At 66.7% G+C, this 14,338-nt stretch carries 14 protein-coding genes; 7 read left to right on the top strand and 7 right to left on the bottom strand.

Annotation, left to right across the window (positions count from 1 at the left end; translation table 11 throughout):
- Positions 1-27: 27 nt before the first annotated feature.
- Both FBY20_RS02665 and FBY20_RS02660 read left to right on the top strand, forming a co-directional pair.
- Positions 28-1,098, top strand: a complete 1,071-nt coding sequence (locus FBY20_RS02665; RefSeq protein WP_063952906.1) for a HAMP domain-containing sensor histidine kinase — start codon at positions 28-30, stop codon at positions 1,096-1,098.
- Positions 1,095-3,023, top strand: a complete 1,929-nt coding sequence (locus tag FBY20_RS02660) for a potassium transporter Kup (RefSeq protein WP_142049854.1) — start codon at positions 1,095-1,097, stop codon at positions 3,021-3,023. The genes FBY20_RS02665 and FBY20_RS02660 overlap by 4 nt, the downstream gene beginning before the upstream one ends.
- Before the next feature lie 75 nt (positions 3,024-3,098).
- Here the strand turns inward: FBY20_RS02660 and argG are convergent, their stop codons facing one another.
- Together argG and FBY20_RS02650 are read right to left on the bottom strand one after the other, a co-directional pair.
- Positions 3,099-4,439: an argininosuccinate synthase gene (gene argG, locus FBY20_RS02655; RefSeq protein WP_063952908.1), complete on the bottom strand. Its 1,341-nt coding sequence runs from the start codon at positions 4,437-4,439 to the stop codon at positions 3,099-3,101.
- 70 nt (positions 4,440-4,509) lie between these two features.
- Complete coding sequence (locus tag FBY20_RS02650; RefSeq protein WP_142049851.1) at positions 4,510-5,436, bottom strand: LysR substrate-binding domain-containing protein; 927 nt, start codon at positions 5,434-5,436, stop codon at positions 4,510-4,512.
- 97 nt (positions 5,437-5,533) lie between these two features.
- Between FBY20_RS02650 and FBY20_RS02645 the strand changes: the two genes are divergently transcribed.
- The 4 genes from FBY20_RS02645 (at position 5,534) to FBY20_RS02630 (ending at position 8,529) form a co-directional block, all read left to right on the top strand.
- A complete protein-coding gene (locus FBY20_RS02645) occupies positions 5,534-6,400 on the top strand; it encodes an amidohydrolase (RefSeq protein ID WP_174245463.1) in 867 nt (288 codons plus the stop codon).
- Positions 6,401-6,469: 69 nt separating this feature from the next.
- Positions 6,470-7,423, top strand: a complete 954-nt coding sequence (locus FBY20_RS02640) for a tripartite tricarboxylate transporter substrate binding protein (RefSeq protein ID WP_142049847.1) — start codon at positions 6,470-6,472, stop codon at positions 7,421-7,423.
- 2 nt (positions 7,424-7,425) lie between these two features.
- Positions 7,426-7,956: a carboxymuconolactone decarboxylase family protein gene (locus FBY20_RS02635; RefSeq protein ID WP_142049844.1), complete on the top strand. Its 531-nt coding sequence runs from the start codon at positions 7,426-7,428 to the stop codon at positions 7,954-7,956.
- A 12-nt stretch (positions 7,957-7,968) separates the two neighbouring features.
- Positions 7,969-8,529, top strand: a complete 561-nt coding sequence (locus FBY20_RS02630; protein WP_142049841.1) for a DUF4286 family protein — start codon at positions 7,969-7,971, stop codon at positions 8,527-8,529.
- Positions 8,530-8,605: 76 nt separating this feature from the next.
- Here the strand turns inward: FBY20_RS02630 and argF are convergent, their stop codons facing one another.
- Together argF and FBY20_RS02620 are read right to left on the bottom strand one after the other, a co-directional pair.
- The gene (argF, locus tag FBY20_RS02625; protein WP_063952972.1) at positions 8,606-9,547 is read right to left on the bottom strand and encodes an ornithine carbamoyltransferase; all 942 of its coding nucleotides are present in this window, start codon (positions 9,545-9,547) and stop codon (positions 8,606-8,608) included.
- A 56-nt stretch (positions 9,548-9,603) separates the two neighbouring features.
- Entirely contained in the window at positions 9,604-10,785 is a 1,182-nt protein-coding gene (locus tag FBY20_RS02620) for an aspartate aminotransferase family protein (RefSeq protein WP_142049838.1), read from the bottom strand.
- Between the two features lie 180 nt (positions 10,786-10,965).
- On the opposite strand from FBY20_RS02620, the gene FBY20_RS02615 reads away from it, so the two are divergent.
- Positions 10,966-11,256: a DUF3579 domain-containing protein gene (locus FBY20_RS02615; RefSeq protein WP_013392635.1), complete on the top strand. Its 291-nt coding sequence runs from the start codon at positions 10,966-10,968 to the stop codon at positions 11,254-11,256.
- Between the two features lie 121 nt (positions 11,257-11,377).
- Here the strand turns inward: FBY20_RS02615 and FBY20_RS02610 are convergent, their stop codons facing one another.
- The 3 genes from FBY20_RS02610 to FBY20_RS02600 all read right to left on the bottom strand — a co-directional run bounded on the left by FBY20_RS02610 (position 11,378) and on the right by FBY20_RS02600 (position 14,269).
- Positions 11,378-12,655: a TRAP transporter large permease gene (locus FBY20_RS02610; protein ID WP_142049835.1), complete on the bottom strand. Its 1,278-nt coding sequence runs from the start codon at positions 12,653-12,655 to the stop codon at positions 11,378-11,380.
- A 36-nt stretch (positions 12,656-12,691) separates the two neighbouring features.
- Positions 12,692-13,192, bottom strand: a complete 501-nt coding sequence (locus FBY20_RS02605) for a TRAP transporter small permease (RefSeq protein WP_056320109.1) — start codon at positions 13,190-13,192, stop codon at positions 12,692-12,694.
- A 102-nt stretch (positions 13,193-13,294) separates the two neighbouring features.
- On the bottom strand, positions 13,295-14,269 hold the full coding sequence (locus FBY20_RS02600) for a TRAP transporter substrate-binding protein (RefSeq protein WP_142049832.1): 975 nt from the start codon (positions 14,267-14,269) through the stop codon (positions 13,295-13,297).
- Between the last annotated feature and the right edge of the window lie 69 nt (positions 14,270-14,338).

Here is a 14,338-nt window from a genome sequence, read left to right as displayed (position 1 = left end):
CAACCGTCTCCGGCTGCGCGGCCTCCCATGCTTCCCTCCCGTTCATTGGCCCGGCATCTGGTCATCCGCCTGATGCCGCCCATCCTGCTGCTCGTCCTGCTGGACCTGGCGGCCACCTGGGTCATCACCCACAAGATCGACATGTCGTTGTGGATGCTGGAAGACTTCTTCTGGCTGATGGTCGTGGGCCAGGTGGCGCTGATTGCGCTGTTCGCTTGGGTGGTGATGCAGGGCGTGCGCTCCGGGCTGCGGTCGGTGAATCACCTCTCCGAAGAAATCCGGCAACGCTCCATCGACGACATGCAGCCGCTCGAGGTCGCCGGCGTGCCGGTGGAGATCGAGCCGCTGGTTACCCACACCAATGACCTGTTGCTGCGGCTGGATGCATCGCTGGCCGCGCAGCGCCGCTTCATCGGCCATGCCGCGCACCAGCTGCGCACGCCGTTGTCCGGCCTGCGGCTGGAATCCGAACTCATGCTGGCGCGTCCCTTGCCCGACGATGTCCGCGCCCGCGCCGAGCGCATCAAGGCTGTCAGCGACCGCATGATCCGGCTGGGCCAGCAGCTTCTGGTGCTGGCGCGCGCCGACCCGAATGCCCGGCCCCAGGACAGTTTCGTGCGTATCGACCTGTGCGAATGGGTGCGCGTGCATGGCGCGGAATGGTTTCCGCGCGTGCGCGAGGCGCACTACGAACTGGACCTGGCCGCGCCCGAAACGCCCATCTGGATCGACGCGGATCCCTTGCTGCTGGCCGAGCTCCTGGGCAACCTGATCGACAATGCGCTGCGCTATGGCAACCCCACGGGCCGCATCACGCTGATCGTCGGCGCCAATCCCCCCTCGCTGACCGTTGAAGACGACGGCCCCGGTATCCCGCCCGAAGAGCGCGACCGCGTATTCGAGGCGTTCTACCGGTCGCCCACGGCCACGGCCGGCGGCTCGGGTTTGGGACTGGCCATCGTGCGTGAAATCGCGCATGCGCACGGCGCGTGGTGGAAGCTCACGAGCCGGCCCGATTTTTCCGGAACGCGGCTGTCCGTCGTGTTCCCCGGCCCCCGCAAGGGCGCTCAACTCACTCGCCAAGAACCTGCATCATGAGCCAAGGCACGGTCAGCGCTCCTTCTTTGCCCCCCGGCCACCCCGGCGGCGCGCACGCGCCGTCGTCGCGCGCCGCCCTGATCCTGGGCGCCCTGGGCGTGGTGTACGGCGATATCGGCACCAGCCCGCTGTACACCCTGCGCGCCTGCCTGACCGGCCTGAGCGTGCATACCGATCTGGAACCGGCCCACCTGCTGGGTGTGCTGTCCATCCTGTTCTGGATGCTGATGGTGGTGGTGTCCCTGAAATACGTCATGCTGGTGCTGCGCGCGGACAACCGCGGCGAGGGCGGCACGCTGGCGCTGCTGGAGCTGGCGGTGCGTGCCCGCGAGGGCAAGCTGCGCTGGATCCTGATCGTGCTGGGCATCTTCGGCGCGGCGCTGTTCTACGGCGACAGCATGATCACCCCGGCAATTTCCGTCCTGTCGGCCCTGGAAGGCATCGGCATCGTGTCGCACACGCTGGACCGCTGGGTGGTGCCGATCGCACTGGTGGTCCTCATCGCGCTGTTTGCGATCCAGTCGCGCGGCACGGCGACGATGGGCAAGCTGTTTGGCCCCGTGATGTTCCTGTGGTTCGCCACGCTGGCCGCGCTGGGGGGCTGGCAGATCTGGCAGACGCCCGAGATTCTGGCCGCGCTGAATCCGATATGGGGGCTGCGCTTCATCGTGGAAGCGCCGTGGGTGAGCTTCGTGCTGCTGGGCGCGGTGGTGCTGGCGCTGACCGGCGCCGAGGCGCTGTATGCCGACATGGGCCATTTTGGCCGCCCGGCGATCCGCCGCGCCTGGTTCAGCATGGTGCTGCCGGCGCTGACGCTGTGCTACTTCGGCCAGGGAGCGCTGCTGCTGCGCGATCCCACCGCGATCCGCAATCCCTTTTTCCTGATGGCCCCGGAATGGGGGCTTGCCCCGCTGGTCGCGCTGGCCACCGTCGCCACCATCGTCGCCTCGCAGGCGGTCATCTCGGGCGCCTATTCGGTGACGCGCCAGGCGGTGCAGCTGGGCTTCTGGCCGCGCATGCAGATCCTGCACACGTCCGCCATCGAAAAAGGCCAGATCTACCTGCCGCAGGTCAACGCGTTGCTGCTGTGCGCGGTGCTTGTCCTGGTGCTGTGGTTCCGCAACTCCGACAACCTGGCAGCCGCCTATGGTTTCGCGGTGACGGGCACGATGCTCACGACGTCGGTGCTGGCGTTTGCGGTGCTGCCGCGCGGCACCACGGGCGTCAAGCGCATGATGTGGTTCCTGGTGCTGGGCTTGTTGCTGCTGCTGGACGTGCTGCTGTTTTCGGCCAACGTCTTCAAGATCCACGAGGGCGGCTGGCTGCCGCTGGTGGTGGCGATCGTGGTATTCACGCTGATGATGACGTGGCGCCGCGGCCGGCACCTGCTGTCCGACATGCAGCAGCGCGACCGCCAGCCGCTCAAGGAATTCATGGAGCAGCTCGAGCAATACCCGCCGTCGCGGGTGCCGGGCACCGCGATTTTCATGACGATGAATTCGGGCAACGTCCCGTCGGCGCTGCTGCACAACCTGAAGCACAACAAGGTGCTGCACGACCAGGTGCTGTTCCTGACGATCCTGTCGGCCGACGTGCCGTACATCGCGCCGGAAGAGCGCTTCGAGGTGGACCGGCTCAGCGCATCGAGCTGGGCCGCGACGATCAACTACGGGTTCAAGGAAGATCCGGACGTGCCGGAGGCGCTGCGCCTGATCGCAGAGGGCTACCCCGAACTGGATCTGGAACCGATGCGCACGTCGTACTTCCTGTCGCGCCAGACCGTGGTGGCGGCCAAAAAGCCTGCCTTGTCGCGCTGGCGGCGCGCGGTGTTCTCGTTCATGGCGCGCAACTCCACCCGCAGCACCAAGTTCTTCAAGATCCCGGCGAACCGGGTGGTGGAGATGGGCATGCAGGTCGAACTCTAGGCTCGCTGTGCTGCGGTCAGGCGAAAAAAAACCCTCGGTGTGAAAACCGAGGGTTTTTTATTGGACCTTGAAGCGTTACTTCTTCGAGGTCGCGTCCTTCAATTGGGGCAGCGACGTGCCGCTGGAGGCGAGCAGGCCGGTCTTGACATACGTGAACAGCTTTTCGCGCGTGTCGACGATGTCGAGGTTGCGCATGGTGAGCTGGCCGATGCGGTCCGCCGGCGTGAAGGGGGCGTTTTCCACCTTCTCCATGGACAGGCGCTCGGGCGCGTACGTGAGGTTGGGCGACACGGTGTTGAGCAGCGAGTAGTCGTTGCCGCGGCGCAGTTCGATGGTGACTTCGCCGGTGACGGCGCGGGCAACCCAGCGCTGGGCGGTTTCGCGCAGCATGATGGCTTGCGGATCGAACCAGCGGCCCTGGTACAGCAGGCGGCCCAGCTTGCGGCCGTTTTCGCGGTACTGCTCGATGGTGTCTTCGTTGTGGATGCCGGTGACCAGGCGCTCGTAGGCGATGAAGAGCAGGGCCAGACCCGGGGCTTCATAGATGCCGCGGCTCTTGGCCTCGATGATGCGGTTTTCGATCTGGTCGCTCATGCCCAGGCCGTGACGGCCGCCGATGCGGTTGGCTTCGAGCATCAGTTCGACGGGGTCGGCGTATTCGACGCCGTTCAGGGCGACGGGCTGGCCTTCTTCGAAGCGCACCGTGACTTCCTCGGCCTTGACGGCGACGTCGTCGCGCCAGAACGCCACGCCCATGATGGGCTTGACGATGCGGATGCCGGAGTTCAGGTGCTCCAGGTCCTTGGCTTCGTGCGTGGCGCCGAGCAGGTTGGAGTCGGTGGAGTAGGCCTTTTCAGCCGACATCTTGTAGTCGAAACCGGCCTGGCGCATGTATTCGGACATTTCCGAACGGCCGCCGAGTTCGTCGATGAAGCGCTGGTCCAGCCAGGGCTTGTAGATCTTCAGTTCCGGGTTGGTGAGCAGACCGTAGCGGTAGAAGCGCTCGATGTCGTTGCCCTTGAACGTGCTGCCGTCGCCCCAGATGTTGACGTTGTCTTCCTTCATGGCGGCGACCAGCATCGTGCCGGTGACGGCGCGGCCGATGGGCGTCGTGTTGAAGTACGTGATGCCGGCGGTCGAGATGTGGAAGGCGCCCGATTGCAGGGCGGCGATGCCTTCGGCCACGAGCTGCGCGCGGCAGTCGATCAGGCGGGCGTTTTCGGCGCCGTAGGCCATGGCCTTGCGGGGAATCTCGTCGTAGTCGGATTCGTCGGGCTGGCCCAGGTTGGCGGTGTAGGCGTAGGGAATGGCGCCGTTGTTGCGCATCCAGAGGAGCGCCGCGCTGGTGTCCAGGCCGCCGGAAAAGGCGATGCCGACTTTCTGGCCGGTGGGCAGGTTCGGGAGGATAGTGGTCATTGTTTGAGGTGAGACGCCAACAGGACTTTGACAGCAACGAGCCGCCAAACAAGAAAAGTAGCCGGCCATTTTAACTCTTTTGAGGGGGGCTGGCCTTGGGGGCGAACAGATCGGCAAGCCGCAGTTCGCGGATGAGCTGGCCCGTGGCGGCGGCCAGCCGGGTGGCCGGGCGGTGGCGCGGGCTGGCCAGCACCAGGTTGTTGGTGATCGTGGGCGAACCGATGGCGCACAGGGACAGTTCATGCTCGGCGGCCGGGCCGCGCGCGGCCGGGCGGGGCAGGATGGCGTAGGCGTCGCCCTGCGCCGCCAGTTCGACGATGGTCTGCACGGCGTCGACCTCGGCCGCCACCTTGAGCCGCACGCCCTGCGCGCGGCAGACGCTTTCCACGAGGGTGCGGATGGCGTTGGGCAGGCTGGGCAGCACCAGGGGATAGTCGCCCAGCCGCGCGACCGGCACGCGATCGGGCAGGGGCGGCTGATGGCCCGCGGCGGCCGCCAGGACGAGATCTTCGCGAAACAGCGATTCGTAGGCCAGCTGCGGAGACGGGGCCGGGTCATAGAGCAAGGCCAGGTCCACCCGGCCGGCGAGCAGCCATTCGCGGACCTGCGCGCTCAAGCCTTCGGCCACCGCAATGGAGGCATCGGGAAAGTCCTGGCGGAACGCCTGCACGAGCGGGGGCGTGAGCACGCGTGCGATGCGCGGTGGCAGGCCGATCATGACCTTGCCCGTGGGCGTTTCGCGCAGCGTCTGGAGATCTTCCTTGGCGCGTTCCGCCAGCGTCAGCAAGGCACGGGCGTGCTCCAAAAAGCGCAGGCCGGCCTCCGTGGGTTCGGCGCCGCGGCCGTTGCGGTAGAGCAGGTGCTGGCCCAGCTCTACCTCCAGCAGCCGCACCTGGCGGCTGAGCGTGGGCTGCGCGACGTCCAGCATCTCTGCGGCGCGCGAGAAGCTGCGGCGCTCGGCCACCCGCACGAAGTATTCGATCTGCTTGAGATCCATCGGATATTAGCTTTTTCGATATCAGAAATATCAGGTATAGCATTGTTTGCCAGGCCACATTCCGCGAGGATGGCGTTTTGCAATGAGGAAGTCCCCCGTGCCCGATTGCCGTCCGCCGCTCGCCTCGCCGTCCCGTCCCCGCCATGCGCTGCCGCCGGGCGCGTGCGACGCGCATTGCCATATCTTCGGGCCGGACGACGTGTTTCCGTACGCGCAGGGCCGTTCCTACACGCCGCCGGACGCGCCGTACGCCAGCATGGCGGCGCTGCACGCCCATCTGGGCATCGAGCGGGCCGTCGTCGTGCAGGCCAATTGCCATGGGTCGGATCACCGGGCCTTGCTGGACGCGCTGGCGCGCAGCGCAGGACGGTATCGGGGCGTGGCGTTGCTGGGCGCCGACGCCACGGCCGCCACCGTCAAGGCGCTGCATGAAGGCGGCGTGCGGGCCGCGCGCTTCAATTTCGTGCCGCATCTGGGCGGCGCGCCCGATCCGGCCGTGTTCGACCATGTGGTCGCGCTGATTGCGCCGCTGGGCTGGCACCTTTGCCTGCACGTGGACGGCGCGATGCTGCCGGAATTGCTGCCGCGCCTGCTCGCGTTGCCGGTGCCGTTCGTCGTGGATCACATGGGTCGGCTGAAGTCATCGGACGGGCTCGATTCGCCGGCGATGCGGGCGCTGCTCAGCCTGGCCGACGTCGACGCTGCCTGGGTCAAGGTGTCCGGCATCGACCGCATTGCCGCCGGCCGGCGGCCGTTCGCCGAAGGTATTCCGTTCGTGCGCGCGCTCGTTCAGGCCATGCCGGACCGCACGCTGTGGGGCACGGACTGGCCGCATCCGAATGTGGCGGGCGACATGCCGGACGACGGCGAGCTGGTCGACACGTTTTTCGAGGCCTGCCCGGACGCCGGGCTGCGTCAGCGCGTGCTGGTGGACAACCCCGCGCGGCTTTACGGATTTCAGTAGTACCGAGACCGCGGAACGAGGGCCAGGATGCCCGAGCCGCAAGCACACCCCCATCAACGAGGAGACACCATGTTCAAGAAAATCATCTCGGCCGCCGTGCTGAGCCTGGCCGCCGCGGGTGCGGCTCATGCCGACGGTCCCGTGCGCCTCATCATCGCGTTCCCGCCGGGCGGTCCGGTGGACCTGGTGGGCCGCGTGCTGGCCGAGCAGCTGGGCAAGGAGCTCAAGCAGAACGTCATCGTCGAGAACAAGGCGGGGGCCAATGGCAACATCGCGGCCGCCTACGTGGCCAAGTCGCCTGCCGACGGCTCGGTGCTGTTCCTGACCAGCGTGGGCGCGGTGGCGATCAGCCCGGCGCTGTACAAGGACCTGCCTTATGATCCGGCGCGCGATTTCGCGCCGGTGTCGCGCGTGGTGAACAATGCCACGGTGTTCGTGGTGAACCCATCCAATCCGGCCACCGATGCAGCCGACTTCGTGAAGAAGTCGCAAGCCGCGTCGCAGTCGGTCGCCATCGGCTCGTCGGGCATCGGCAGCATTCCGCACCTGACGCTGGAAATGTTTGCCGATTCCAGCAAGGCCAAGGTGCTGCACGTGCCTTACAAGGGCGCGGCCCCCGTCATCAACGACGTGATGGGCAATCAGGTGTCCGGGTTCTTCGGCGACGTGCCGGGCCTCATCGGCCACATCCAGGGCGGCAAGCTCAAGCCCCTGGGCGTGGCGGCGCCGACCCGCCATCCGCTGCTGCCCGATGTGAAGACGCTGGCCGAGCAGGGCATCCCCGGCGTCGAGTCCAACAACTGGTATGGCCTTGTCGCGCCGGCGGGCACGCCTGCCGCCACCGTGGACAAGCTGAACCAGGCCGTGCGCGCCGCGCTGGGCAACGAAACCGTGCGCGCCCGCCTTGAGAAGTTCGGCGCCGAGGCCGCGCCCAGCACGCCGCAGGAATTGGGCGCGCTGATCGCCGCCGACCGCGAGAAGTGGACCGCGCTGATCCAGCGCAAGAACATCCGTCCGGAGTAAGCATGAGCGCCCGCCGAATCGAACCCGTCGTGCCGGGCACACGCCCGGAACTGGCCGTGCTGGAGGCGCGTATCGCCGCCGCGCGCGGCCGCATTTCGCCGCTGTATCAGGTGCTGCTGAACAGTCCGGCCGTGGTCGAAGGCTGGGAGGCCATGCTGACCGCGATCCGGCAGAAGACGTCGCTGGCGCCGCGGCTGCGCGAGCTGATCATCCTGCGCGTGGCAACGTTGAACAACGCGCCGTACGAGTTCGAGGCGCACGTGCCGCACGCGCTGGCGGGCGGCATGCCGCAGGCTGTCATCGACGCGTTGCGCAGCAATCCCGCGCCCGGCGCCGTGCAAGGACTGGAATCGGGCGAGGCCGACGTGCTCGCGCTGACCGACGCCATGACGCGCGATATCGAGGTGCCGGACGCGGTGTTTGCGCCGCTGCGCGCGCGCTACGACGACGCGCAACTGGTGGAACTGACCGCGACGGTGGGCGCCTACAACATGGTGTCGCGCTTCCTGGTCGCCTTGCGCGTCGGACATTGAAAGGAGAGGGCTGTGCAGGAAACGATGTTGCTGGTGTCGCTGGGCGAGCGGTTTGACGAGGCGCGCATTCAGGATCTGGCCGGGCGTCTCGCGGACGGCCTGGAGGAGGTGAAGATCAGCGCCTTTGCCGCGCTGGAAGCCGATGACACCTATGTATACGTGCGCGGGGCCGGTGCATTGCCGCAGATCCAGGCCCGCCTGAATGAACTGGCGCCCGGCGCGCACGCGCGGGTGCTGCATCTGACGCTGGATTTGCCGGGCGCCTCGGCGGGACAGGAGGCGCCGTGGCATTACATCGTCGAAACCGACGTGCTGCCCGAGGCCGAGGCCGACCTGAACGCCTGGTACGACCAAGAGCACCTGCCGGGCCTGGCGTCGGTGCCCGGCACGGTGCGCGCGCAGCGCTGGGAATGCCGCGATGAGTCGCCGCGGTATCTGGCCTGCTACGACCTGCACACGCAGGAAGCCTTCGGCAGCCCGCCGTGGCTGGCCGTGCGCGCGACCGACTGGAGCAGCCGCGTGCGGCCGTCCTTTCGCAACACGCGGCGCACGATGTTCAGGAAGATCCTGTAGCGCGCGTTGCGCCACAAAAGAGAAGGGGCCCGGACATTGCGCGATGTCCGGGCCCCTTTTTACCTGCGGGAAGGCGTCAGTCGACCTGACCCAGCAGCAGGAATTCCATCAGCGCCTTCTGCACGTGCAGGCGGTTCTCGGCCTCGTCCCAGACCACGCTCTGCGGGCCGTCGATGACTTCGCCGGTGACTTCCTCGCCGCGATGGGCGGGCAGGCAGTGCATGAAGACGGCCTGCGGGTCGGCGGCGGCCATCATTTCGGCATCCACGCACCAGTCGGCAAACGCGGCGCGGCGCTCTTCGTTTTCGGCCTCATAGCCCATGCTGGTCCACACGTCGGTGGTGACCAGGTGTGCGCCCTTGCACGCCTCCATGGGGTCCTTGAACTGGCGCAGCACCTTGTCGGACGGCGTGCCGATGCGGGCGGCTTCGAGTTCGTAGCCGGCCGGCGTGGACACGTGCAGCGTGAAGCCCAGCATTTCGGCCGCCTGCAGCCACGTGTAGGCCATGTTGTTGGCGTCGCCCACCCAGGCGACCGTCTTGCCGGCGATGGGGCCGCGGTGCTCGATGTAGGTGAAGATGTCGGCCAGGATCTGGCAGGGGTGGAATTCGTTGGTCAGGCCGTTGATCACGGGCACGCGCGAATGCGACGCGAAGCGCTCGATGCGGGTCTGCTCGAACGTGCGGATCATGACGATGTCGACCATGCGCGAGATCACGCGCGCGGTGTCCTCGATGGGCTCGGAGCGGCCGAGCTGCGAGTCGTTGGACGTCAGGTTGATGACCGAGCCGCCCATCTGGTACATGCCGGCCTCGAACGACACGCGGGTACGCGTGCTGGCCTTTTCGAACACCATTGCCAGCGTACGGTCGTGCAGCGGCATGTGGGGCTCATAGCGTTTGAACTTTTCCTTGATCAGGCGCGCGCGGTCCAGCACGTAGGCGATCTCGGCGGACGAGAAGTCCTTGAACTGCAGAAAGTGCCGCAGCGGGCCGTTTTGAGTCGTGGGAGGAGTCATGTTGATGTCGCAGGTCATTGGGCCCGGCCAGGCTCGTGGCCCGGCAGGGACGTTGATTATGGTTTTTCGGCCAGGAACTGTTGGATGAGCGGAACCAGGAGGGCGACGATCTGGTCGGCCTCTTCCCGGGTCAGGATCAGCGGCGGCAGCATGCGGATGACGCGGTCGCGCGTGACGTTGATGAGCAGGCCCGCTTCCAGGGCGCGTAGCGCCAGGACGCCGCAGGGGCGGGCCAGTTCGATGCCCAGCATGAGGCCGCGGCCGCGGATGTCGGCCACGCCGGGCGTGCCGGCCAGCGCGCCGGCCAGGCGGTCTTTCAGGTATTCGCCCACGGCATGGGCGTTTTCAAGCAGGTTTTCGGATTCCAGCGCATCGAGCACCGCGAGGCCCGCGGCGCACACCAGCGGCCCGCCGCCGAACGTGGTGCCGTGGCTGCCCGGCGTGAAGACGCCCGCGGCGGGGCCTGCCGCCAGCATCGCGCCAATGGGCACGCCGCCCGCCAGGCCCTTGGCCAGCGTCATGACGTCGGGACGGATATCGGCCCATTGATGCGCGAACCACTTGCCGGTGCGTCCGATGCCGGACTGCACTTCGTCGATCATCAGCAGCCAGCCGCGCTCGGTGCACAACTGGCGCAGTGCTTGCAGGTAGGCAATGTCGGACGGGCGGATGCCGCCTTCGCCCTGCAGGACTTCCAGCAGCACCGCGGTGGTGCGGGGCTCGGCGTCGCCCGCGGCGCGCACCGCGTCCAGGTTGTTGTACGGCACCTGGATGAAGCCGCTGGGCAGGGGTTCGAAGCCCTTGCGCGCCTTGTCGCTGCCGGTGGCCGCCAGCGTGGCCAGCGTGCGGCCATGCCAGGACGAATCCATCGTGATGATGTGGGCGTGCTTGTTGCCGCGCTGGTACGCGTAGTACCGGGCGAGCTTGATGGCCGCTTCGTTGGCTTCGGAGCCGCTGTTGTTGAACGCGACTTCCTGCATGCCGGACAGCGCCGTCAGCCGGGCGGCCAGCGCGGTCTGCTGGGGGATTTCGTAGATGTTGGAGGTATGGATGACCCGGGCGGCCTGCTCGGTGATGGCGGCGACCAGCTTGGGATGGGCATGGCCCAGGCACGAGACGCCGATGCCGGCCAGGGCATCCAGGTACTTTCGGCCGTCGGCGTCCCACAGCCAGACACCCTGGCCGTGCGTGAACGATACGGGCAGCCGGGCATAGATATTGGCCAGAGGCGAGCTCATCGCGGATCCTCCTGGGGGAATGGCATCGACAGCGTGCCCGCTTCCAAGGGGCGAATCGGGGGCGAATCGCGGTTTGAAAGAGGGCAAAGGATCAATCATATACAATTCGCGGCGCGGCACGCATGTTTGATCACGCCGAAGATCCGGCTTTCGTGAAAGGCGTCCCGCAGTGAAGAACACATGGCAACTCGCGTCAGACAATTCGTAATTCATGGCGTTACCGAAAGCGGTAGCCGCTTCCGCCCCAGCGATTGGGCGGAACGGCTCGCCGGCGTAATGGCACAGTTCCGGCCGGCCGGCTGTGCTGGTAACCACCTCACTTATTCGCCTTATGTGCTGCCCGTCGTGATCGATGGCGTGCGCGGGATCGTGGTCGACCTGCGCCTGCGCGACCTGGAGCCGCTGGCCTACAAGTTCGTGGTGGACTTCGCCCGCGACAACAACCTCAAGACGGAAGAACGCGAAATCTAGGCCCCCAGAACGAAAAAGCGCCCCAACCGGGCGCTTTTCTCATTCTGCGGCCCTGCACGCCCATCGGGCGGGCCGGGCGCTACCCGCCGCGCGGGCGCTGGCCCGCACGGCGGCAGGCATATCACTTGGCGTAGACCAGGTCGCGCAGTCCCAGCGACAGCCCTGGCCAATACGTGATGACCATCAGGCACAGGATCACGACGCCGACGAAGGGCACCAGCGGCTTGACGATACGCTCGAGCGGCAGCTTGGCCACCGCGCAGGCCGCGAACAGGTTCACGCCGAACGGCGGCGTGATCATGCCCAGCGCCAGGTTGACCACCATGATGATGCCGAAGTGCACCGGGTCCACGCCGAACTGCAGCGCCACCGGCAGCAGCAGCGGGGCCAGCACGACGATCGACGCCGAGGTCTCGATGAACATGCCGATGACGAACAGCGCCGCGTTCACGCCCATCAGGAATCCGAATTTTGTGTCGAAAACCTGGGCTAGCCACGTGCCCAGCGCGTCCGGAATGCCGGCGCGGTTGAGCAGGAAGCTGAACAGGCCGGCGTTGGCGATCACGAACATGATGACCGCGGTCGACACGACCGACTTGTGCAGCGTGGCGGACAACTGGCGGAACGTGAGGCGGCGGTAGATGACCTTGCCCACGAAGACGGCGTACATCACCGCCACGACCGAGGCCTCGGTCGGCGTGAAGATGCCGCCGTAGATCCCGCCCAGGATGATGACGGGCATCAGCAGCGCCAGCCACGCGCGCTTGAACGACGGCCACAGCGGCAGGCGGCCTTCACCGTCGCGCTTGCCCAGGTTGTTGCGCTTGGCGTAGAGCCAGACGTAGAACATCAGCGCCACCCCGATCAGGATGCCGGGCATGACGCCGGCGATGAACAGCTCGCCGGTGGACGTGTCGGTGGACACGGCAAACAGGATCATCGGGATCGACGGCGGAATGATGACGCCGAGTTCCGCCGCGCTGGCCTGTAACGACGCCGCAAAGGGGGCGGGATAGCCGTGCCGGATCATCGCGGGGATCAGGATCGCGCCGACCGCGAAGGTGGTGGCCACGCTGGAGCCGGCGACCGCCGCGAAGATCATGCAGGTCAGCACGCAGGTGCAGGCCAGGCCGCCCTGGATGCCGCCCACCACGCTCTTGGCGAATTCCACCATGCGTTCGGAGATGCCGCCGGCTTCCATCAGGTTGCCGGCCAGGATGAAGAAGGGGATGGCCACGAGCGGGTACTTGTCCAGCGCGGCGAACAACTGCTGCGCGACGACCAGCCAGGGCAGCCCCGCGGCGCCGACGCCCGCCAGGCTGGCCAGCCCGATCGACACGGCGACCGGCACGGACAGCCCGAAGAAAATCAGCATCGAGACAATCATTAATTGGGACATGGCGATTTCTGCTGCTCAGGTTCGATAAGGGGCGGCTCAGCCTTGCGCGTCGTTGCGCACGGGCACGTCTTCTTCGTCGCCGGCGCACCAGCGGGCCAGCACGGCGATGGCCGCCAGCGTGGCGCCCACGGGGATCGCCAGGTAGATCCAGGAAATCGAGATGTCCAGGCTCGGCACGTTCTGGAAACGCACGCGGTAGGTCATGTTGCCGCCGATCCAGGCCAGAAAGCCGAGAAAACCGGCGCAGATGAGGCCGATGATGGCTTCCAGTACCCGGCGCCGCTTGCCGCCCAGCATGTTGCGCAGCAGTTCCACGCTGATCATGGCGCCGTGACGAAAGGCCAGGGCCACGCCCAGCAGCACGGTCCAGATGAGAAGCGCGCGGGTGAGGACCTCGCTCCAGTCGGCGGGCGAATGCAGCACGAACCGGGCGATGACCTGATAGAACGCGGCCGCTGCGGCGGCGACCAAGAGGAGTTGGGCGAATGCCGAGACCAGCTTGAACAGGCCGCGGTCGAAGGCGCAGAGCAAACGCATGGTGAATTCCGTTGGCGAAAGTCGCGAAAAAATAGGGCGGGCGCGCGGCGAAAGCCGGCCCCGCCGCCAGGCGAGCGGCCCCGCCACGGGGGCCGCGCCGGCTTACTTGGTGTCGCGGATCGAGTCGATCAGCTTCTTGTCGAACTTCTTGTAGTACTCGGGGTAGGCGGGTTCCACGGCGGCGGCGAAGGCGGCGCGGTCCACTTCGGTGACTTGCATGCCTTCCTTCTTCAGTTGCTCGACGCCCGTCTTCTCGACGTTGTCGACGTAGGCGCGCATGGCCTGGGCCGATTCCTTGCCGGCCTTGTCGAAGTTGGCCTTGTCGGCGGCCGACAGGCCTTCATAGACGTTGGCCGACATCAGCACCAGGGCCGGGCCGTACACGTGGCCGGTCAGCGACAGGTACTTCTGCATCTGCGACAGCTTGGCCGACGTGATCACGGACAGCGGGTTTTCCTGGCCGTCGATGGTGCCCTGCTGAAGGGCGGTGGCCACTTCGGGCCAGGCCATCGGCGTGGGCAGGATGCCGATCTGGCGGAAGGCGGTGATGTGGATGGGGTTTTCCGTGGTGCGGATCTTCAGGCCCTTGGCATCCGCCGGGGTCTTGACCGGACGCACGTTGTTGGTCAGGTGGCGAAAGCCCTGTTCGCCCCAGGCCAGCGCCACGATGCCGCGGCTGGGGAACTTGGCCAGCATGTCCTGGCCGATCTTGCTGTCGAGCACGGCACGGGCGTGCGGCAGGTCGCGCAAGAGGAAGGGAATATCGAAAACGCCGGTTTCGGGAACAAAATTGAGGGTTGCACCGGTCGAAACGATCGCGAGATCGATGGTGCCGATCTGCAGGCCCTCGATGACCTCGCGTTCGCCGCCCAGCGCGCTGTTGGCGAATTGCTGGACCTTGAACTTGCCGTTGGAAGAGGCCTCGATGGACTTGGCCATCGCGTCGGCGCCGGCGCCGTAGTGCGACGAGGTCGACAGGGCGTAGGCCATCTTCAGGGTGGTCTGTGCCGCCGAGGGCAGGGATGTGGCGGCCGCGCAGGCGGCCAGAATCGTGGCCGCAAGCCAGGATTTACGCATTGTCTTCTCCGGAATTGGTTATCTTTAAGGGCGGCTTTGCCTCCCGCCCCGGGATGATATCGGGAATCA

This window comes from Achromobacter sp. SLBN-14 (assembly GCF_006715415.1).
GTDB lineage: Bacteria > Pseudomonadota > Gammaproteobacteria > Burkholderiales > Burkholderiaceae_B > Achromobacter > Achromobacter mucicolens.
Note: the sequence above shows the minus strand (reverse complement) of the source record. Positions and strands in the feature narration are given on the sequence as shown.

Excerpts from the sequence above, each read along its gene's own strand:
- FBY20_RS02665 (WP_063952906.1), top strand. The coding sequence starts at position 28 with ATGCTTCCCTCCCGTTCATTGGCCCGGCATCTGGTCATCCGCCTGATG.
- FBY20_RS02660 (WP_142049854.1), top strand. The coding sequence starts at position 1,095 with ATGAGCCAAGGCACGGTCAGCGCTCCTTCTTTGCCCCCCGGCCACCCC.
- argG (WP_063952908.1), bottom strand. The coding sequence starts at position 4,439 with ATGACCACTATCCTCCCGAACCTGCCCACCGGCCAGAAAGTCGGCATC.
- FBY20_RS02650 (WP_142049851.1), bottom strand. The coding sequence starts at position 5,436 with ATGGATCTCAAGCAGATCGAATACTTCGTGCGGGTGGCCGAGCGCCGC.
- FBY20_RS02640 (WP_142049847.1), top strand. The coding sequence starts at position 6,470 with ATGTTCAAGAAAATCATCTCGGCCGCCGTGCTGAGCCTGGCCGCCGCG.
- FBY20_RS02635 (WP_142049844.1), top strand. The coding sequence starts at position 7,426 with ATGAGCGCCCGCCGAATCGAACCCGTCGTGCCGGGCACACGCCCGGAA.
- argF (WP_063952972.1), bottom strand. The coding sequence starts at position 9,547 with ATGACTCCTCCCACGACTCAAAACGGCCCGCTGCGGCACTTTCTGCAG.
- FBY20_RS02620 (WP_142049838.1), bottom strand. The coding sequence starts at position 10,785 with ATGAGCTCGCCTCTGGCCAATATCTATGCCCGGCTGCCCGTATCGTTC.
- FBY20_RS02615 (WP_013392635.1), top strand. The coding sequence starts at position 10,966 with ATGGCAACTCGCGTCAGACAATTCGTAATTCATGGCGTTACCGAAAGC.
- FBY20_RS02610 (WP_142049835.1), bottom strand. The coding sequence starts at position 12,655 with ATGTCCCAATTAATGATTGTCTCGATGCTGATTTTCTTCGGGCTGTCC.
- FBY20_RS02605 (WP_056320109.1), bottom strand. The coding sequence starts at position 13,192 with ATGCGTTTGCTCTGCGCCTTCGACCGCGGCCTGTTCAAGCTGGTCTCG.
- FBY20_RS02600 (WP_142049832.1), bottom strand. The coding sequence starts at position 14,269 with ATGCGTAAATCCTGGCTTGCGGCCACGATTCTGGCCGCCTGCGCGGCC.